11 protein-coding genes are annotated in these 20,090 nt (G+C 62.3%); 2 read left to right on the top strand and 9 right to left on the bottom strand.

Features of this window, described 5'->3' with window-relative positions; all coding sequences use genetic code 11:
* Positions 1-13 precede the first annotated feature (13 nt).
* From LGM42_RS02240 to LGM42_RS02265, 6 genes are all read right to left on the bottom strand, one after another.
* Positions 14-1,453, bottom strand: a complete 1,440-nt coding sequence (locus tag LGM42_RS02240) for a UbiA family prenyltransferase (RefSeq protein WP_226231452.1) — start codon at positions 1,451-1,453, stop codon at positions 14-16.
* A gap of 675 nt (positions 1,454-2,128) precedes the next feature.
* Positions 2,129-2,566, bottom strand: a complete 438-nt coding sequence (locus tag LGM42_RS02245; RefSeq protein WP_226231453.1) for a hypothetical protein — start codon at positions 2,564-2,566, stop codon at positions 2,129-2,131.
* A gap of 29 nt (positions 2,567-2,595) precedes the next feature.
* Entirely contained in the window at positions 2,596-11,667 is a 9,072-nt protein-coding gene (locus LGM42_RS02250; protein ID WP_226231454.1) for a hemagglutinin repeat-containing protein, read from the bottom strand.
* Between the two features lie 540 nt (positions 11,668-12,207).
* Entirely contained in the window at positions 12,208-13,233 is a 1,026-nt protein-coding gene (locus tag LGM42_RS02255) for a DedA family protein/thiosulfate sulfurtransferase GlpE (RefSeq protein WP_060968924.1), read from the bottom strand.
* A 185-nt stretch (positions 13,234-13,418) separates the two neighbouring features.
* The gene (locus LGM42_RS02260; RefSeq protein WP_226231455.1) at positions 13,419-13,925 is read right to left on the bottom strand and encodes a cupin domain-containing protein; all 507 of its coding nucleotides are present in this window, start codon (positions 13,923-13,925) and stop codon (positions 13,419-13,421) included.
* A 306-nt stretch (positions 13,926-14,231) separates the two neighbouring features.
* A complete protein-coding gene (locus LGM42_RS02265) occupies positions 14,232-14,702 on the bottom strand; it encodes a universal stress protein (protein ID WP_226231456.1) in 471 nt (156 codons plus the stop codon).
* A gap of 317 nt (positions 14,703-15,019) precedes the next feature.
* Here LGM42_RS02265 and LGM42_RS02270 point away from each other — a divergent pair, with 317 nt between their 5' ends.
* Together LGM42_RS02270 and LGM42_RS02275 are read left to right on the top strand one after the other, a co-directional pair.
* Positions 15,020-17,122 carry a PAS domain S-box protein gene (locus LGM42_RS02270; protein ID WP_060310967.1) on the top strand — a complete coding sequence of 701 codons (2,103 nt, stop codon included), beginning with the start codon at positions 15,020-15,022 and terminating at the stop codon, positions 17,120-17,122.
* Positions 17,119-17,766: a response regulator transcription factor gene (locus tag LGM42_RS02275; RefSeq protein ID WP_006483707.1), complete on the top strand. Its 648-nt coding sequence runs from the start codon at positions 17,119-17,121 to the stop codon at positions 17,764-17,766. The genes LGM42_RS02270 and LGM42_RS02275 overlap by 4 nt, the downstream gene beginning before the upstream one ends.
* Before the next feature lie 66 nt (positions 17,767-17,832).
* On the opposite strand, the gene LGM42_RS02280 is transcribed toward LGM42_RS02275, so the two are convergent.
* From LGM42_RS02280 to LGM42_RS02290, 3 genes are all read right to left on the bottom strand, one after another.
* Positions 17,833-18,237, bottom strand: a complete 405-nt coding sequence (locus LGM42_RS02280; RefSeq protein ID WP_059639457.1) for a lysozyme inhibitor LprI family protein — start codon at positions 18,235-18,237, stop codon at positions 17,833-17,835.
* Between the two features lie 363 nt (positions 18,238-18,600).
* A complete protein-coding gene (locus LGM42_RS02285; protein WP_027783001.1) occupies positions 18,601-18,930 on the bottom strand; it encodes a DUF4148 domain-containing protein in 330 nt (109 codons plus the stop codon).
* Positions 18,931-19,154: 224 nt separating this feature from the next.
* On the bottom strand, positions 19,155-20,033 hold the full coding sequence (locus LGM42_RS02290; RefSeq protein ID WP_226231457.1) for a PilZ domain-containing protein: 879 nt from the start codon (positions 20,031-20,033) through the stop codon (positions 19,155-19,157).
* Positions 20,034-20,090: the final 57 nt, after the last annotated feature.

Genomic DNA, 20,090 nt, shown 5'->3' on the forward strand with positions numbered 1-20,090 from the left:
GGAACTGTGCCGCTCACGGAGCTGGCAAGAAGTGAGCGGCCAGCACGATCACCACCATGATGCAAAGCATGCTGAAGCTACCGCGATTCTCGAGAATATGGACGATCGGATCGTCGTGCATCGCACCCCGTACTGTTGCGATCCATAGACGACCGAACAGATAGATCAACCCGATCTGCACGAACCAGAGAAGGTGCGGAACCGTGTAACGAGCTACCGTTTCCAGGGCGTTGATGAACAGACCAAACACGACCACCGCAGCCAGGGAAGCACCGATGCCGAACGGCCAAAGGACTTCGAGGTCACTTACTCGATAATCCCGACCGGCCGTTGCGCTTTTGTCATTCTGGCGCAAGAACACCAACTCGGAGCAACGTTTCACGAGCGCGAGGCTGAGAAAAGCAAACACGGAAAACGCAAGGAGCCATCGACTCACCAGAATTTCCGCTGCAACTGCCCCTGCGACGATTCGGTACGTGTACAGCAATGACAGAACGACCACATCGAGTAGCACGACTGACTTCAAGCGCCAACTGTACGCGGTCGTCAGGAGCAGATAGAGCGCGAACATGCCGGTAAATTCGGCCGACACCGCCGACGCCAATGCAAACGCCAATGTCAGCAGTACCGCTGCGCACGCGATGCCTTGACCGATCGACAACACCCCGCTCGCAAACGGACGATTGCGCTTTCTTGGATGTCTGCGATCACTGTCCAGATCCCAAAGATCGTTGCAGATGTAGGTTGCCGACGCGCCAAGCGACATTGACAAGAACGCCAGTGCAAGCACGCCGACTTTGTCGACGTCAAGAAATGCAAAGGCTGTCAGCAGCGGGACGAACAGCAGCAGGTTCTTTAGCCATTGGTGGACACGCAGGGCCCTGCACCACGTCAAGAACGTTGGACGCACATTCGTGAACTCGTGTTCGATGGGGACGTGGCCGCGGACATCTGCGGCGACATCAGAGGAAACGCCAGCAAGTACGGCACCTCTCGCGCCCGCCCAAACCGGCAAGTCAGCTTTGCTGTCGCCCGCATACACGAAGTCGTCGCCGATCTGCTCGCGAATGCAGGCCAGCTTCGCCCCTCCCTTGAGATTCGTGTCGCCACTGGTGGCGATGACACGATCGAACAGGCCAAGATGCGTGCTCACACGCTCAGCGATCGAACAATGTGCGGCAGTTGCGAGGACGATTTTTCGACCGTTCTCGCGTTCACGGGTGAGGTAGTCGATTAGCGGTTCGCGGTACGGAAGCGTTTCCGCTCGCAAATCGGCATGCTCCGCGACCTTGGCCTTGAAGGCGGCGCGACCGCCCGCGAGCCAGAAAGGCAGGCGCAGTAGGTTTGCTGGCTTTCGCTTGACGACACGGATCACGGATTCCATCAAGGTATCCGAAACCGTCAACGTGCCGTCCAGATCAACGACGAGCGGAAGTTTTTTGGTCTCTCGCATTTCTTGTGATTCAACTTAAATGAGGCGCCTTACTACATATATTCATCATTTTTCGCCCAATTTCCCACTCTCCCTCAAATACCTCACTCCTCTCGACTCCTTCCCAGGGAGTTCGCCCACCTAGCCCATCCGACAGCAACATGAAGAGCGGCCATGCCTTCGGCTGTATCGTGTTGCTGCTGCGACTGTCGATCGCGTTTAACGTTAGTCTGAGCCGGAGCGGCTCGATTGACAGGCGCGGGATCCAAATCACGGCAAGGACTTAATCAACTCTAGCGCTATAGCTAGCTTCCCCCGAACCTCCCGTGAGTGCCGATTATTTTGATATATGGCAAGCTCAACCATTTGTAACTTTGGCGAATAAAACTTCGCATCTTCGCCCCTTATAATATCGACCTGCGCGATACTCATCGGGCCAATCAATGCCCAATAAATATCTTCAGCCTGATCTGGTATGCAATTAATCAAAAATGCATGTTTCAAACTCGTAAAAATCCGCGCAGAGCTACGCCCAATGCATCTGGATTATTGCTCAAAAGCAGATTGACGGACCGCTCAATCAATTGATTCCGCATCACTCTCGCGCCTTCCTGTTTGCTCGAATTCTACCGATGCTTGCACATGTCACCAGAAATCGACGTAACTGTTCACCATCACATCACGTAGCATATCAGCTCATCGAAGCGTTACTATTTGAGAAATAACATCTTCGTCTGAATTAATCGACATAACTGGATCATCATAACCATCGATGTTATCGCTTAACCATTGCTCTCCGGGTCGCTGGAGATGAAATTTTGTAACAACACTAAATTCGTCGGCGCTTATGATGGCGACGAGTTTCAATGTTCGTTGCATTACACGCCATACCGCAAATACTTCTTTCACGAGCAGGACAGCCTGTGAAAGTGGCGCCGCCGAATCGTAGTCTTCAACATGCAAAGAATTAACGAAGCATTCATAGCCAGTGCAATCGGCAAAACTCCCTCGCGTCGCGTTCGTTGATCCCAGTAGGCTACGAAGGAAGTAACATCCCTCAGTAAAGCAGAATCCGTTATCTGCGATGCTCTTTAGTGGTGGATTTAACGGACAATTCAACTGAACCTCGCTCAACGCCCTCTTCATGGCATGATTAATTTTCATCATTTACCCCCAAGGTATTTGCTGAGTCCCTTTTGAATTGCGGAATAGAAGCTAGAATTATTTAGCATCTTGTTAACTGAGTTCGGCGCACCCGGGAACGAGTTCGTATTCGGATCGTACAGATACTTATTTCCCTGATTATCCTGATAGTGTATTTGGCCCGGACGTTGACCCGGATTCGGATTTTCCACGTCGATTCGCTCCTTGCCATCGCCCTTCCAAATGGTCTTGCTAGGAAACTGCGCACCGTCAGCGCCCAACATTGGAGTGTTGGAATCGTTAGCACCCGACGACTGCCCATTTTTTGCCAGTGTAGCCGTATCCGGTCCATACCCCGCAACACCCGGCTTAACGAGTTGCCCACCTGCCCCTGCCTCTCCCGCCAACACCAGCCCCGGACTTGCCGTAGGCGGCTTACCGCCACCAAACCCACTAATCGCGTTCAGCCCGTTCGCGATGCCCTGAAATATCAAATCGAGCGCTGTCGTTTTCCTCCGGGGCGTGCCTTGCCCACTGACCTCTTCAAGCGTGTCCGTATCCGTGTGGCTCCACTGGTTGTACAGGTTCACGTTCGAAGCAGTAGCCGCGCCCGCTGTCCCTCCGACCAGCCCGCCCAACGCACCAATGAGCAAGTTCCCTGACACCTTCCCGGCAAGGGTCGAATCCGTCGCACCGGCCACCGCATTTGCGGCCTGCTTCGTCTGATCGGCCAGCAATGCTGCCAGTCCTGCTCCAGCTGCACCCTGCGCCGCGCTCCCGACTCCGCCGCCACCCAAGCCACCGATCAGCGCACCGCCTGCTATGTGCAGATAAAGTCGGTTAGTTCCGCCTTCGTCCCAAGAATCCGCTTCGGCTTGATAGGCGGCTTGCGCCGTCGTATCGCCTGCCAGCTTGGCCGCATCGGCAGCGTGTTGGGCTTCCTTCTGCTTCATATCCGCGTAAGCGCCGATGCCTTGCGCGACGACCTGTCCTGCAGCTTGCGCAGCGTTCATCGTATCGGCTTGCTTATCCAGCAGATTCTGCACGTCCGGTGTTTTCGATACCGTTCCGTTCAGGTTCGACGTGTCGCGGTTCAGGTTTGCCACGTCTTGCGTCTGGCCCGCCGGGTTGGTGATATCGATCGTGCCCACGCTCACGCCGCTTCGTGTGGTCGCGTTTTCACTACCACTATCCGACTGCGAAATCATCGGCGTCACGCCACCCGCGCCGCTGACCGATCCCGGTCCGATCGACTTCCCGGTGACACCAACGCCTGCGCCCGCGCTAAAACCGCTGCTATCCGCGTTGTAGGTCGAATGGTTTTCGATATCCCGATAGGTCAGCGTACCAGTCGTCAGCGTGTTTTTCGACGGATCGGCTGTGCTGGCGATCGCCGCGCCCGTCAGGTCCGTATTGCCCTTGACGTTTACATTGAACCCGCCCTCACCTGCCTGAATCCCGGCCTGTTCGTTCACGGCCGCGTAATTGCCGTTCGCGTTTCCGTGCGACGAACTGAAGCTGGCACTCCCCCCCATCGTGCTGACGCTGATGCCGCCGCCCGCGCTACTTTGATGCGCGCTACTGACGGTCGTGTCCTGCACGCTGCGCATGTTCAGATTGCCGCCCACGTCCGCAGTGACGGTGCGGCCCGATACAGTCGAGCCGATTACATTCGTATCACCACCGCTAACAAGCGTCACGCTATTCGCACCGGTCACGTGCGAGTTGTTCTGCATCACCGCATCGCTGTTGCCGTCACCATGCGCGCGCGACATGGCGGCCGACACCCCGATACCGTTCGTGCCGATCGACACGCCGACACTCGCGCTTGATGACGAATTCGAACTGCGCGTCGAATCGGTGTTCGTCGTGTTCTGCACGTCAATCTGATTCTTCGCGGCCAACAGCACATCGTTGCCGGAAACGTTCGAACCGGCCACCGTGATATTGCCGCTACCAGGCGCGCCGTTGCCGGTCGCAATCAGCGATGTAGTGCCGCCAGCGCTGACGCTCGATCCGCGTTGCGTAGTCTGGTTCTCCGACGTATCGAGTCTGCTATGACTCGACCCGACGCTGACTTGAACGCCGATGCTCGGTGTACCGCCGCCCGCAAGCGCACCGCCTGTCAAACCGGCCACACCCATTGCTGCATTACCTGCCGCTGCAATCGCATGCAGGGCCGTCGCCCGACCGTCGCCGCTTCCGCTCTTCGCTGCCTGCGCTTGTTGGTAAGCGCCGTTGATCGCATCGCCAATGCTACCCGACAAGCCGAGCGTGACGCCACTGCTACTGGTTGTCTCGCTATGGGTCCTGTTGCTGGTATCGGTTGCCGAATCGATCACAACATTCGACGCTACGCCGGCCAAATTATTCCGGGCGATCAAGTCGCTACCTGTCACGTGCAACGTATCGCCAGCCTTGATAGTCAGATCGCCATTGAGCGAGCCCACCGTGCTCGCGTTGTTCGTGACGGACGAAGCATGATCCGTATCTTTCTTCGTTTGCGTGCCGATACTCACGCTCAAGCCGCTGGTTCCAATACCCGAATGCGTTTCGTGATAGTAGCTGTCCTGCGTGACCGTATCCTTGGACGTGGTGATATTGACGTTGTTCGCCGCCGAGAGATTGACATCGTTCGTCCCGACGACCGTGCTACCTTGAACGGTCAGGTCACGGCCTGACTGAATGTTGACCGTATTACCCGACACGGTGCTTCCGACGCCGACATTCGCCTGCGTATTCTGCATCGAATCGGTTTTCGTGCTGCTGACGAAGCTGCCGCGTTGGACCTGCACCGACTGGTACTTGTCGTGTTCCTCGCGGGCCTCGTTCACCGTGACGTTGCCCGTTGCAACGATGTTCGCCGCGCCGGTGCCGTTCTCAACACCGTTCGTCATGCCCGCCGTCAGCGACGAACCTGTCAGCGTGACGTTGCCTTTCGACACATCGGCGCTCGCCGCGCCGAGCGCCGCATTGCCGCCTGCCGTGAATTGCGTGCCAACAGCGTGCTCGTCGTAGTTGTGATCGACTTCCTTCCGCGTCTTGCTGTCCGCCGCCACATTGTCGAGCTTCGCGGTATCCGTGACCGTCGTTGCCGTCAAATTCCCGCCTGCAAGTGCGGACAAGTCTTTTCCGGCGGATACAGTCGCGCCCTTCAGCGTCATGTCGTTGCCGCTTTGCATCCCCAAGCTTCCGCCTGAGGTGATGCCGCTCGTCACGTTCTTCGTCGTGGATTCTTCCCAATGATGCTGATCATTCAGATACATCGATTGGTTCGTCGTGGACTGGACCGTATCGACGTTGATATCCCGACCTGCCGTCACCAGTGCGTCACCGCCCGCCGACAAATTCGCGCCGTGAATGGTCAAATCGCGTGCGGCCTGAACGGACAGATCACCCGTTGCCGCGATCGTGCCTTGCTGGCCGATCAGACTCGTGCTGACCTTGCTTGCGCCCGACGTGCCGGTTGCGCCAACCGTATCGACCAACGTTGTATTGACGATATCGTGACCGGCTGACACTGCGACCCGATTGCCGGTGATCATCCCCGACGCATTCACCACATCATTGCTTGCCGACACGACCGTTGTGCCGTTCTTGCCGCTGCTCGAAATCGTACCGCCACGATTCAGGATATCGGTGGCGGTAATGACCGTTTTCGTCCCACCCTTGATCACGCCGGAATTCGTTGCGCTACCCGTCGCATGAATTTCCACATCGTCCGCCGCGATCAACGCGCCAGTCGGTTGCAGATCGTTCGCATGCGTCTGCGCCATGTAGACGACAGGCGCCAGCACGTGCGTCGTGCTGCCGTTCGGCAACGTTACCGTCTGATCGACCAGCCATACGATATCGCTCGTCAGCGCGTCCATCTGCGCGGCCGTCAGCGCCATCCCCGGCACCAGGCCGAACTCTTTTGCGTAGTTCGCCCCGTTCGTCATCAGCGCGCGATATTCATCCTCGGCACTCGCGTAGCCCGGCAAGAACGTGCGGCCCGTCAGTTGCGTGATCTGATTGCGCACCATCTGCTGCTCGTACATCCCGTCACCCAGGCGCTTTTCGATGCTCGCCGGGTTCAGGTTCAACTGGCCGAGCATGTAGTCGCTCGAAATGAAGTTCGTATAGCTCGTCAGGCGCGGATCGGTCACGATCAGATACGGCTGGCCCGGGGCGTCGTGAATCGAATAAAGACCGCTTGTCGGCAACGTGATCGGCAGTGCGCCCGACGCATTCGCGACCGATTGCTGTGCGCCAACCGGTGTCGACGAGCCGCCTGCGGCCCCAACCGGCGTCAACTTGCCACCGGATACGCCCCCATTGGCCGAATTGTTTCCAAGCGTGCCACCGGTTGCACCAGTAGAAGAATTCTGCGCGGCAACGTTCTGGTTGTTGACATCCTTCGCGTCGATGATCACCGACTGGTTGGCGATGATCGTGCCACCCGTGCCGCCGATGGCAACCGGTGTATACACCTTCGAAGGCTGAACGATCGTGCCGCGATCCTGCGTCGTATCCTCGTTCCACGCGTACATCGATACGATGTTGTCGGTCTGATACTGATACAGCGTCCGCCCGACGTTGTTCACGACCGTACCGCCGTAGCTGCCTGAGCCTGCACTACCGGATACATCCGAATCGCCGATCTTGATCGCGCCGCCCGCCGCAATCGAGCTGTATTCGTTGTTGATCGTGCCGACGTTCTTCATCACGATGTTGTTACCAGCTACGAGTTGCGCTTGCTGCGCCTGGCTTGCGATCTTGTCCTGCTGAACCGTGGTCGTCGTGTCGCGCCAGATTTCGACACGCTGATAACCGTTGTGGCCATCGCTGCGCGTCGTGTATTCCGTATCCGGAACGTAGTTGACGTGCGGATCGTACGCATCCCAATAGTTGACCGTAACCGTACCGTCCGCGTTGGTCGTCAGCGTGTTGTAGTAAATCGTCTGCTGCTTGCCGTTCACGTTCACGACCAACACCTTGTCAGTCGCGCTAGGTCCGGACGTTTCCGAAACAACCTGCGAAGGGCTATAGGTCGAGGTGAGCGGCGTCTTATAGCCGTTCACCCACATTGCCTGCGAGCACCCGCCGTTCGGGTCCGCATTCATCGTCGCGCACACGATGTACTTCTGACGCTTCGTTTCGTGCTTGCTCGTCGTGCTCGTGGTTTCAGTGGTCACCACCGGAGCCGGACGCGTGTTCGTGAATGTGCCAGCCGCGAGTTCGATGCTGCCTTGGGCTTCGATCGTGGACTGATCGTTCAAGACATTTTGCGTACGGTTCGCGAGAAACCCGTTCGCATCGCGCTGACCGTTCGCGGCGATATTGATGTCGCCAACGCTGAAGACATTCGCGCCGCCCGTGTTTGAAAACTGGTTGGTCGCGTACAAATTCACCCTTTCGGCTGCGGCGATCACCGCCGCCGCACCGGTATTGGTGATCGTGCTCGCATTGGTGGTGACTTCGCGCCCGATGATCGTGGCGGTGTTGTTCAGCGTCGCGCTGTTGGTCGCGACCGTATCGCCTTCGATGCGACCTGCGTTATCGATCGTGCCGCCGTTCGCGTTGACGGTCGTCGTGCTGGAATTCAGATCGGCGCCCGCTTGGTTTTCAACGTTCGCGGCATTCACCGTCAGCGCGCCGTTGGCGTCCAGCACGCCTTGGTTTGTCAGCTTGCCCGACGTGGAAAACGTGAGGTCGCCGTTTGCGTGCAACTTGTTCGCCGTGGTTTGCGTGTAGTCGCTCCCGAGCGTCACCGTACCGTTTCGGCCTGCTACGATCGATCCGTCACCGCTCAACGCGCTCGCGGTCAACGTCAGGTCCTGATCGCTGCCGATAACGCCGTTCTGGTTGGAAAACGTGCCGGTCTGGATTGAAATACTGCCGCCGCTGCCTGCGTCGTTGCCGATTTTGCCGGACGTGTTGTCGATCGATGCCGTGTTCAATGACAGCACGCCGTTTGCACGGATCGATCCGGCCTGATTCGACAACGCAGCGTTTACCGCGTTCAGCTTGAGGTTGTTCGCGGCGGACAGTACACCACTCGCATTACTTACGTTATTCGCAACGTTCAACGTCAGATCGTGGCCGGAAAGCGTCTGACCGCCTTGTGCATTCGTGAGCATTTGGGCGGTCAGCGTAACATCGCCATTGCCGCCGATCGTGCCCGCCCCCGCTTTGCCGGACGCGTTCGTGTTCGTGATCGACGCGCCGCCGTCGATCGTCGTTGCACCGTTGCCGATATTCGCGATACGCCCGTCGCTGTTGTCGACGTTGCTCCCCGACAGCGCGAGCGTCGAATTCGTGCCGTTCGCTTCGATTTGCCCTGCGTTGTTGTTGATCGCGCCCTGTGCTCGCAGCGACAAATTCCCGTTCGCCTGAACAAGACCGGCTGCATTCGCGATCGCACCGTTCGACTGCACCGAAAGCGCTTGTCCAGCCAGCACGGAGCCACCGGAATTATCGACGCTGCCTGCCGACACTGAGACGTCCCCGTTGCCGCCAATGGTGCCGCCCGCCGTATTCGTCAGCGCATTTGTCGTCGTAACCGACAGCGCGCTCGTGCCTACGTTTTTGAGCGAACCGCCATCATTGGCGAGACTGTCGGCCGTCACTGAAACGCCGTTGTTCGCTTCGAGCGTGCCCGCACGGTTGTCGACAGCGCCTTGAGCCTTCAACGTAATGCTGTCCGCGCCGACGTAGCCGCCCGCATGGTTATCGAGCGACTGCACGTCGAGCGCTGCCTGTCGCTGCGCGGCCAGCGTACCTGCGCTATTCGATACGGTCGCCGCTTTCAGGCTCAATGCACCGTTGGTCGCGATCGTGCCGCCTTGGTTCGACAATGCGCCGGTCGAAATCGACAGCGCACCGCTTCCGGCGTGAGTGATTTTCCCGTGGTCGTTGATCAGCGTCGCGGGCGTCAGGTTCAGGTCGGTGCTGTTGGTCTGAATAACGCCGTTGCTTGAATTATCGAGTGTGTTCGAGACGGCGACATTCATTGCGCCGGTCCCGGTTTGTGTAATGGTGCCGCCGTGGTTCGATAAATTCGTCGCCGCGAGCGACAACTGCGCTGCCTGTACCGAACCCGCATCGTTGCTCAGCGTCGCGGCATTCATGGTCGCGGATTGTCCGGCCGTGATGCTGCCCGAACCGTTCGTCAACTGCGTACCCGCATTGATCACTGCGTTTTGCGCAGCCGACAACGTACCGCTGCCGTTGTCGAGCGATTGCGTGTCGACATTCAGATTCGTTTGCGCACTGACCGTGCCGTGGTTGACGACGCTGCCCGATTGAATCGCCACGCCGCCGTTGCCGCCGATGACACCGCCTTGGGCACCGAGTGCGGTCGTACCGGCTGCATTCGTCAGTTGCCCCGTCGTGGCAATGGACAGCCCGTCCGAATTCAGCGACGTCACGCGACCTGCGCTGTTGTCCAACGAGCTTCCCGAAATATTCATTCCGGCCGCGCTCTGGATCGTGCCCTGGTTGTTCGCGATTGCACCGCCGCGCACCTGCATTGCGTTTTCGGAAACCAGTGTGCCGCCCTGATTCGCGATCGCGCCGTTCGACTGCACGTTCAGCGGACCTTGCGCCGAGATCTTGCCGCTTTGATTCGAAATGCCGCCTGCGGTCAACGTTGCGTTACCTTGGCTCGACAGCGTGCCGTGATCGTTGATCAACGCACCCGCCGCGTTCGCATTGAGAGCGCCCTGCGCACTCGTTGTCGAATTCGAGAGGTTCAGGTCCCCGGCGCTGGCGTTCAGCGACACGTTACCGTTCGCGGCCGTCTGGCTACCCGTGAGGCTCACCGCAGCACCTGAAATCGATGCGCTCCCACCTGCAACGTTCTGCCCGGTCGCAGTCAATTGGCCGGTGCTCGACAGATTCAGATCGCCGCTTTTACCGACGGATTCATCGCTATTTACACCCGCGCCGAGCGTCCCGGTCGAATTGATACTGCCTGCGCTGACCGTCGTATTTTGCTGTGCGGCGAGCGTGCCGCTGTTCGACAACGTACCGGCTGTTGAAACGTTTGCACTCTGTTGCGCATACGTCGTGCCGCTGTTTTGAACGCTATTTGCGGTTGCCGTCAGATTTCCGCTCGCGGTCGTCTTGCCCGTGAGTACGAGCTGCCCGTTGGATTGCAGCGTCAGGTCGCCCGCTTGTGCCGCGATCGTCCCGGCGTTCGCGACACCGACGCCGTTCTCGTTCGATACGAGAAAGACCCTGTTCGCGTACATGCCGCCGAGTTGGCTCACGTCGATCGCGATAGCGGGTGCGGCACCGTCGCCAGCGATCGGTGTCGCCGCCAGCGTGTCGTGGTTGACTTGGTTCGCACCTGCAACGACGTTCAGATTCTTTGCGTAAATGGCTGCATTGGCCTGCACTGCACGCGAAATCAAGTCGACCTGATCGACATTCGATGCATTCAGGCCAGCACCGCTGACGGAAATCAGGCCGCGCGACACGTTGAATCCACCCAGCGATCCATCGGCGCCGTAATACGGCGTGCCAGTGGTGAGAACGGCTCTCGACGTATTGATGAATCCGCCGCCGTCAACCTGAATACCGGCACTGTTCGACAAGATCACTTCGGCGCGATTGCCCGCAACCTCGACGTAACCTCGCAGTTGCGACGGCGCATTGCTGTTGACCTGGTTGACGATGATCCGCGCAGACTGGCCCGCACCGAAATTCGGGTTGCCGTTGATCATCCCCGCCTGCTGCGTGTTGACGATCGTCGGCGAGTTGTTCAGGATCGCGCCCGGCTTTTGTACGTCGAACTGGTTGTACGTGTTCACCGACACGCCAGCGCCTGACGGTGCGGCAATATTCACCTGCGGGATGCCGCTCTGCGTCTGAATTACATGAGTCCTCGTGCCCGGAGTCGGCGCGATTTGCGCGAAGCTGAATAACGGCACACCGAACAGCAATGCAGCAGCCATCGCGATCGGCTGCCAAACGATACGCAAGCGCGATGGCGCACTCACGCCTTTGGAATTCCCGGCTGCATGCGGTGAACTACCGTTTTCCCGAACGACCATCATCGCGCCCCGCGCGCGATTGAACACAACCCGATAGCATTTCTTGTTCATTCTTCGTTGACGCGCACTGCGCCCCTGCTTGCAGTCTTATTTGAATTCAGCGTCGATAGGACCGAACGTAATTCGCTGTGTGGTCTTGAACGCGCTTGCAACGGATAGTCAGAGCGACAACGCCTCTCATGCATGTCGCGATTGCGAGACGGCGCTCGCAATGGGTCTCCTCTTATCCACTGCGCGATGCTAGCAGAAGCAATCACCGCACACTGTCAGAAAAGATTAACGCGATACGAGGAGCATCGGCGTTCCCTGCTCCGGAGCCGGAGATTTTAAAAAATTCCGAAGAATTAATATTTTTATAATGTTTTCAGATTGTTAATTCTGAGGTGGGATGAGATTTTATTGGGATAGGCTCGACGTGGCTTTAGACACTGTGCCAATCGTCCGATCGCGGCCGGATGCTCATGATATTGTTGGCCGACCGATCGCGAGATAAGCGGCGATAGTGTCGCGAAACTCGCTTGTCGAAAATGTATAAACCAAGATGGGAAAAATATGCGCTCTCGAGCGCCGAAACCAGCAATGCCGGTTGCATCACTTCGACAACGTCGCCCGCACCGTATATTCGCCTTCCAGCCCACCGTGATCGGGCCGCACGAAGTACCGCGACGAATCCAGATCGGCCGGCAGCGGCTCGACCGGATAACCGTGCTTTTCCCACGCATCGAGGCCGCCCTTCAGCGCCCGGATGTTGTGGATCATCTTCTTGCGCTGCATCTTCGCGATCAGACGCTTGGCCGTGGCCTCGTTCGGGCACACGCAATAGACGACGATCGGCCGCTTCAGCAGTTCCGGGTCGAGCAGGTCAGGGGAATCGAGATCGACCGGCAGCGCGCCGGCAATCCGGTACGGCTCGCGTTCGCGAATCGCTTTCGGCCGCGCATCGAAGATCAGCGGCGGTTCGTCGGACGTCATCATCTCGACGAGCTGCGGCGGCGAGATGCGTACCTGCGCGAGATAGCGGCGGAACTGCACGCGGCGCACCCAGCGGTACAGCAGGAACGTGATGAAGATCGCGAGGAACGCGTCGAGGATCGTGCCGCCGCTCGCGCGTACCCACAGCACGAACTGGACGATCTGGTCGTGAATGGCCGCGCCGCCGATCAGCCAGAACGCCGCCCACAGCGACGCGCCGGCCAGATCCCAGAACAGGAACACGCCAATGCCGATCGCGGTCGTGCCGAGCAGCGGCGCCGACACGAGGCCGAGACCCGGCAGGAATTTCGACAGCACGAGCAGCGGCGCGCCGTACCTTTCGAATACGTTACGGGCGAAGCGCAGCGTCGTGTCGAGCGACAGCGAGAAGCGCACGAGGCCATTCAGCAGGCGCCGGCCGCGTGTGCGGCCCATGAAGAACCACAGCGAATCGGCCAGCATCGTCGCCCCGATCGCCGCCGCGAACATGCTGGCCCAGGACGCCTGCCCCATCGCCGCCATCGTGCCGCCGAGAATCAGCATCGGCACGGCCGGCACCGGCACGCCGAGCTGCGTGATCAACACGCTCGCGAAGACGGCCCACGGGCCGAGCGACGATGGAATAGCAATCGGAAAGTGCCACACGGCGGCGCTCCTGGAAGACATGCGGGCCGCGCGACAGGGCCGTCGGTACGGCGGCGCAACGGCCGCCGCGGCATGTCCGCGACCGACCGGTGCATCCTGCGCATTCTAAACGGGTTTGGCCGCGCTCGCGCGGAACACCGACCATCGGCACGGGCTTTGCGCCCGGCGTGACGCGGCCGTGACAGTCACGCGTCCGAGCGCGGCGCGAGCTGCGCGACGTGTTCCGCGTAGTCGGGAAACTCGGCCGCCAGCGCGGCCGCATCCGCCAGCTCGAATTCCGCGAACTCGAACCCCGGCGCCACCGTGCAGCCGACGAGCGCGACATGCTCGGGCGATGCACAGCGCGCGCCGAACCAGCTTCCCGCCGGCACGACCGCCTGGAACACGGTGCCGGGATGCGTGAGGGGGTTGCCGAGCCGGTGGATCGTCAGCCCGTCGCGCGCATCGAGTACCCACACTTCGATCGGGTCGCCCGCATAGAAATGCCAGACCTCGTCGGAGCGGATGCGATGCCACGACGAATACGCGCCGTCGCACAGCAGATAGTAGATCGCGGTCGATGCGGCACGTCGCGCGCCATCGGCCGGGCGCACGACCGAATCGATCGCGCGGTAGGTTTCACGGAAATAGCCGCCTTCGGGATGCGGCTGCAGGTCGAACTGGCGAATCAGGTCGGTCGCGGAAATCGGCATGGCGGATGACGTCGGTAAGGTTGGAAACCGGCATTCGGCGGCCCGTCCGGTCCCGATTCAGGCGACCGGTGCCGCCGGATGTCCGTGCGTCGATCGCCGCGGCCATGCGCGCGGCGAACAAGCGGACACCGGCCGATGCTGCCAGAACTGCGTGCCGGGATGCAACCGTCGACGCTCGATCGCTCACCGCCGAGAATCCCGGCGGCCCGCCCCGGCACGCGGATCGTGCCGATATCCGGCCAAGCGCGCGAGGCAGCCTGCTGCCCGCAGAGGCACGGGCGGCATCGCCGACCGTACCGCCGTCGATTACGCGGTCGCCGACGTCCGCGCCTCGCCGTGCCGCACCAGCAGCACGGGGCGGTCGGCCGCGCGCAGCAGCGATTCCGCCACGCTACCGAGCAACAGCCTGCGCAGTCCGTGCCGGCCGCTCGTGCCCATCACGATCAGGTCGGCGTCGGCTTCGGCCGCCGTGCGCATCAGGACCGCCGCGATGTCCTCGCCATACGCGTCGAGCGCGCGCACCGTGCCCCGCACATGCTGCTGCGCGAGCGCCGCTTTCGCGTCGTCGAGCACCGGCGTCGCGGCATCGGTCGCCGCGACATCGCCGTCGCGCTCGGCGGCGAAGCCTGCGTCGACGTCGACGAGCTGCGGCCGATGTTCGACGACGTACGCACAGGTCACTTCGCCGCCGGACGCCGCCGCGATCCGGATCGCCTCGTTCAGCGCGAGACGCGCGCTCGGGCTGCCGTCGAGCCCGACGAAAATCCGCTTGTACATGGTCCGTCCCTCCGACCGGGCGCGCATCGCGCGTTGCGCGACGAAGGCCCGTTGCCGCAAGCCGGCCTGGCGCCGGCTTGCCTGCCGAACAGTCTGCCCCACGTGCCGACACGCGCGTTGACGCGCATCAAGTGGGTCGGCGCGCCCCTGCTTCACGCCGTTTGCCGCGATTTCAACCGACCCCATTACAAAAAACGTGTAAAACGCGCACAATTTCATCTTCAAAATAGTCGTTGCACGCAGCCGGTGCGAGGTTTTCCGGTTGTGCCGCCCTGCCCGAGCGCCTTGGGTAGCCCGAACAACAGAATGGCCATCGAATGACCGCCAGTGGAACCCCGACGCGTGGCGCCCGAGGGCCCGCGCCCCTGCAGATCATGTTACGCCAGCCGCTCGCGGCCGGCGTCGTTGCGCTGTGCGCGGGCGCGGTGTTGTCGCTTGGCGTCGCGCTGCTGGTGCGCGAGCAGTGGCAAGCCACCGTTCATACGCGTTTCGAACGCCGCACGGCGCACGTGACCGCGATGCTGCGCCACGAACTGCAGACCGGCGTCGCGGTGCTCGAAGGCGCGCGCGGCGCGTTCGGCCTCGTCCCGACCATGACGCCCGAGCAATGGCGTCGCTATGCGGAGACGCTCGATCTCGACAGCGCCCGCTCGCCGGTCCGGCAGATCGGCTATGCGCCGCTGACGCCCGCGGCGCGCAGCGCCCTCGCCGGCACGAAACCGCCGCCGGCCGGCCCGCTCGCGGCAGCGACGCTCAGCGCCCCCGCGTCGAATGCGCCGGTCGAGCGCTTCGGCGCGTCCGACGCGGCGCCGCTCGCGCATGCGCTGCGGACCGGCGATATCGCGCTCGGCGTTCATTCGGCCGACGACGATACGTCCCGCGACGCCCGCACGTTGACGCTGTTCCTGCCCGCGACGGCCTCGTCGCTTGCGGCGGCCAGACCGTCCGGCGCGCGCGAAACCGCCGCCGACGGCGTGCTGTTCGCGGCGTTGAGCCCGCGGCGCCTGCTCGAGCGCGCGCTCGATACTGAACGCGGGATCGACCTGTGGATGAGCGCCGGCGGCGATCCGCGCGCGATCGCCAGCGTCGAGACGACGACCGACGAAGCGTCGGCGTCGCCCGACCTGATGCGGCGCACCGACGTGCTGAATTTCGGCGGCACCGCGCTGACGCTCGCCTATTCCGCGGACGGCCGGCCGAGCGCGACCGGCGCGCAGCGTGCGGCCGGCACCGTGCTCGCCGCCGGGCTGATCGCGTCGTTCGGGTTCGCGGCGCTCGTCCATGCGCTGCTGCGCAGCCGCGCCGATGCCGGCGCGAGCAGCCGCGGCCTCCTCAACGAGGCACGGATGATGGGCATCATCCGCTCGTCGATGGAAGCGATCATCACGATCGACGAGAAGCAGACGGTCGTGATCTTCAATCCGATGGCCGAGCAGGTGTTCGGCGTGTCCGCGATGGAGGCGATCGGTGCGCCGCTGTCGCGCTTCATTCCGGAGCGGTTCCGCGCCGCGCACGCGAAACACGTCGACCAGTTCGGCGTGACGGGCGTGTCCGAGCGGCAGATGGGCCGCCAGCGCGTATTGTTCGGGCTGCGGGCCAACGGCGAGGAATTCCCGATCGAAGCGTCGATCTCGCAGATCCGCGACGCGTCGGGCAAGCTTTATACGGTGATGCTGCGCGACATCACCGAGCGGCTGCGGGCCGAGAACGCGCTGAAGCGATCGCGCGAGGAATTGCGCGAACTGTCGGCGAACCTGCAGAACGTACGCGAAGAGGAGAAGACGCGCATCGCGCGCGAGCTGCACGACGACCTCGGGCAGCAGCTCACCGCGCTGAAGATGGACCTCTCGGTCGTCGAGCAGCAACTGCGCACGCCCGGCCGCGCGCACCCCGACGATGGCGTGCAGGCCCACCTGCAAGGCATGCGGCGGCTGATCGACGCTACGGTCGCGTCGGTGCGGCGCATCGCGGCCGACCTGCGGCCGGTGATGCTCGACGATCTCGGCCTCGTGCCGGCGATCGAATGGCTCGCGAACGATTTCACGAACCGCTACGGGATCGATGTCGAGCGCCACATCGAGACGGGCGGCCTCACGTTCACCAGCGCGGGTGCGACCACGCTGTTCCGCATCGTCCAGGAAGCGCTGACGAACGTCGCGCGCCATGCGGATGCGACGCGCGTGGCGTTGCGGCTCGACGTCGAGGAAGGCTTTTGCGTGCTGCGCGTCGCGGACAACGGCCGCGGCGCGGCGCCCGGCGGTGCGGCCCACGAAGACAAGTCGTTCGGCCTGATCGGCATTCGCGAACGCGCACACATGCTGGGCGGCACAGTGACGATCGACACCGCGCTCGCGCGCGGCTTCTCGATTACCGTCGCGTTTCCGCTCGCCACCGTTCAACAGGACACGCTCATCACATGATCAAGGTGCTCATCGCCGACGACCATACGCTCGTACGCGACGGTCTGCGGCACATCCTCCAGAACGCCACCGGATTCGAGGTGGCCGGCGAGGCCTGCGACGGCCCGTCGACGATCGCGCTGGTGCGTGCGACGCCCGCGCAGGTGCTCGTGCTCGACCTGTCGATGCCGGGCCGCAACGGTGTCGAGCTGATCAAGCAGATCAAGGACGAGAAGCCCGCGCTGCGCGTGCTCGTGCTGACGATGCACGCGGAGCAGCAGTACGCGGTGCGCGCGTTCCGCGCGGGCGCGTCCGGCTATCTGACGAAGGAAAGCGCGAGCGCGGAGCTGGTCGGCGCGGTCACGAAAGTGGCGTCGGGCGGCGTCTACGTGAGCCTGGCGATGGCCGAGCAGTTCGCGCAGAGCCTGAACGAGCCGGCCGAGACGCTGCCGCACCAGCGGCTGTCCGATCGCGAATTCGACGTGTTCCGGCGAATCGCCGCGGGCCAGACGCTGACCGAGATCGCGAATGCGCTGTGCGTGAGCGCGAAGACGGTCAGCACCTACAAAACCCGGATCCTCGAAAAGATGCAGATGCCGCATGAAGCGGCGCTCGTGCGTTACGCGATGCGGCACAAGCTGCTCGACGAAACGGACGACGTGTAACGGACGACGTGTAACGGCGACGTGTAGCCGGTGCGGCACGGGCCTCGGCGGGCCCGCGCATGGCGGTTACTTCGCCGGCACCGGGCACGCGAGGTCGCCCTCCTCGCAGGCGAGATAGCCCTTCAACGTTTCGGTGCGCGCTTTCGTCAGATCGTCGAGGCAGGTCGATACGACCATCGGGTATGCACTGCCGCCCTCGACATTCGCGCTCGAGAAACGGCATTCTGCATCGCGGTACGCGATCCACGCGCGCTGCGCGCTCACGAGCTTGTCGGCAAGCGGCTGCGCATCGCGCAGGCGCGCGGTGACGGCCTGGTAGGTCCGGTTCAGTTCCCCGTCGGATTTCTTGTACGCGCGATCGGCACACGCCGTCATCGTCGCCTGATCCGTCGCGTCCGCGCAATTCGCCTGCGCATGGGCGACGCCCGCCACCAGCGCCAGCGAGCCCAGCAGACCGGTCAAGACACGCATGGATGCTCCTTTGTTGTTCGTTGAAGTGTGGAACCCGGTGCCTTGTCGCGCCCCGTGTGCATGGGCCGCGCCACCGCGCCGACATCGACCGCGATGCTAGCGCACGCGCGGCGGATTGTCAGCGGGTCGGCGCGGCAAGAGGCGTGACCCGTTCACGGCAAGGTATTGCTGAATCAGCGCCGATCGGTGGCCGGCGTGTCGCTCATGCAAGCCGCAGGCTATTTGCGACCGGTTCGGCCGACGGCAATTCGTGCGTTGCCGTACTCGATGGAAGAGATGCAAAAAGCCCGCACACGATACGTGTGCGGGCTTTTCCGATACGGCTTCGGCCTCGGCCTTCGGGGCCGCGAGACAACAGCCGGCTCAGTGACCGAAGTACACCGACGAGCGGTCGCTCACGGCCGGCACGACCGCGCGCTGGCCCGACTGCGAGGTCGCGACCGGGTTCGAACCATAGCCGGTTGCGTCGGCTTGCGCGCCGGCGTTCTGCGCGGCTGCGATCTTGGCCTGGGCGGCCTGGATGTTTTCCGGATAGTTGATCCAGTCGTTCGGGTTGTAGCCGGCCTTTTCGAGCTGGACCAGTTCGGCGCGCACTTGCGCGCGCGTCAGCGGCTGCTGGTTCGATTGGGCGAACGAGACGACCGGTGCGGCCACCAGGGCGGCCAGTGCAACTGCCTTGATCAGCGATTTCATGATGCGTTACCTCCAGGATTGTTTTGTCAGGCGCTTCGGACTCGGAGTCGTTGCGCATGAGTGAAAGTCTAGGAGGCTCGACTATCAGGGTAAATACTTAAATCGCAAATTCACTGTTGACCGAAACCGTACAATCGCGCCGGAATAGGCCGATTCATCAGATGATTATCGACGTTCGTACACCAAATACCGCGATTCGGTGACGGCCATGCGCGGGCCGGGCGTCAGCGCAGGCGTTCGATATCCGCCGACGCCATCTGCCTGTCGAACAGCAGTGCCTTGAGGCGAATCAGGTCGGCGGCGTCGATGTCGTCGAACGCCGCATGGTGCAGCGTCAGCGCCGGCACCGCCGGGTCGGCATGCACGGCCCGCACCGTGCCGGCGAGCGCCAGCCGCTCGACACGGCCGCCGGTTTCGTACGGCAGCATCACGCCCAACGGCTCGCCGGGTGCCGCGATCGCCCGGCCGACGGCGATCGACAGACCGCTCAGGCTGATGTCGTGCATCACCCCGATGCTTTCCGCTTCGTCCGCCGCGCCGCGGCAGCCGGCCGCGATGCGCACCGGCACGCGCGGCTCGGCGCGCGTGCGCAGCCGGTCGACGAAACCGGGCGGCGACAGGATCATGAATGGCGCCGCGCCCGACGCCTGCACCGATTCGACCGTCGCGCCGAAACGGGACACCGCGGCGCGGCCGACCGCTACCGCTTCGACGTCGTCGCCGCGCACGAACTCGAGCGCGGTGGCGGGCTGCGGCTCGACGAACAGCGCCCCCGACGCGCCGACGCCGATCAGCCGGCACCGCTGCAGCGCGCGCGCCGTGCCGACCCGCCGGCGGATGCCGATCGCGGCGCCCGCCGACAAGCCCATGCGCGTGGCGGGGGCGCCCGTCGCCGCGGACGCGCGTGGATCGGTGTCGGCGACGTCGCGTTGGCGCACGGGGCGGAAATGGTCGAACAGGAAAGCGTGCTGCGCCGGGTCGGCCAGCGTCGTGCCGGCCGGCAGCAGCGCGGCGCCGTCGGCGTCGTAGAGGTCGAAGCCGAGCGGGACGCCCACGGAAAGGTCGTCGCGCGCGAGCGCGGCATAGTCAGTGGAAAGTCGCATCGGAGAAGCGCGGGGGCGACCGCGCGAGCTATCGTGACAACTTGATTACGGCAGCAT

This window comes from Burkholderia sp. AU39826 (assembly GCF_020419965.1).
GTDB classification, from domain to species: domain Bacteria; phylum Pseudomonadota; class Gammaproteobacteria; order Burkholderiales; family Burkholderiaceae; genus Burkholderia; species Burkholderia semiarida.

What these genes read in the sequence shown, in the direction of transcription:
- LGM42_RS02240 (WP_226231452.1), bottom strand. Translation starts at nt 1,453, where the DNA reads ATGCGAGAGACCAAAAAACTTCCGCTCGTCGTTGATCTGGACGGCACG.
- LGM42_RS02250 (WP_226231454.1), bottom strand. Translation starts at nt 11,667, where the DNA reads ATGAACAAGAAATGCTATCGGGTTGTGTTCAATCGCGCGCGGGGCGCG.
- LGM42_RS02260 (WP_226231455.1), bottom strand. Translation starts at nt 13,925, where the DNA reads ATGCCGATTTCCGCGACCGACCTGATTCGCCAGTTCGACCTGCAGCCG.
- LGM42_RS02265 (WP_226231456.1), bottom strand. Translation starts at nt 14,702, where the DNA reads ATGTACAAGCGGATTTTCGTCGGGCTCGACGGCAGCCCGAGCGCGCGT.
- LGM42_RS02270 (WP_060310967.1), top strand. Translation starts at nt 15,020, where the DNA reads ATGACCGCCAGTGGAACCCCGACGCGTGGCGCCCGAGGGCCCGCGCCC.
- LGM42_RS02275 (WP_006483707.1), top strand. Translation starts at nt 17,119, where the DNA reads ATGATCAAGGTGCTCATCGCCGACGACCATACGCTCGTACGCGACGGT.
- LGM42_RS02280 (WP_059639457.1), bottom strand. Translation starts at nt 18,237, where the DNA reads ATGCGTGTCTTGACCGGTCTGCTGGGCTCGCTGGCGCTGGTGGCGGGC.
- LGM42_RS02285 (WP_027783001.1), bottom strand. Translation starts at nt 18,930, where the DNA reads ATGAAATCGCTGATCAAGGCAGTTGCACTGGCCGCCCTGGTGGCCGCA.
- LGM42_RS02290 (WP_226231457.1), bottom strand. Translation starts at nt 20,033, where the DNA reads ATGCGACTTTCCACTGACTATGCCGCGCTCGCGCGCGACGACCTTTCC.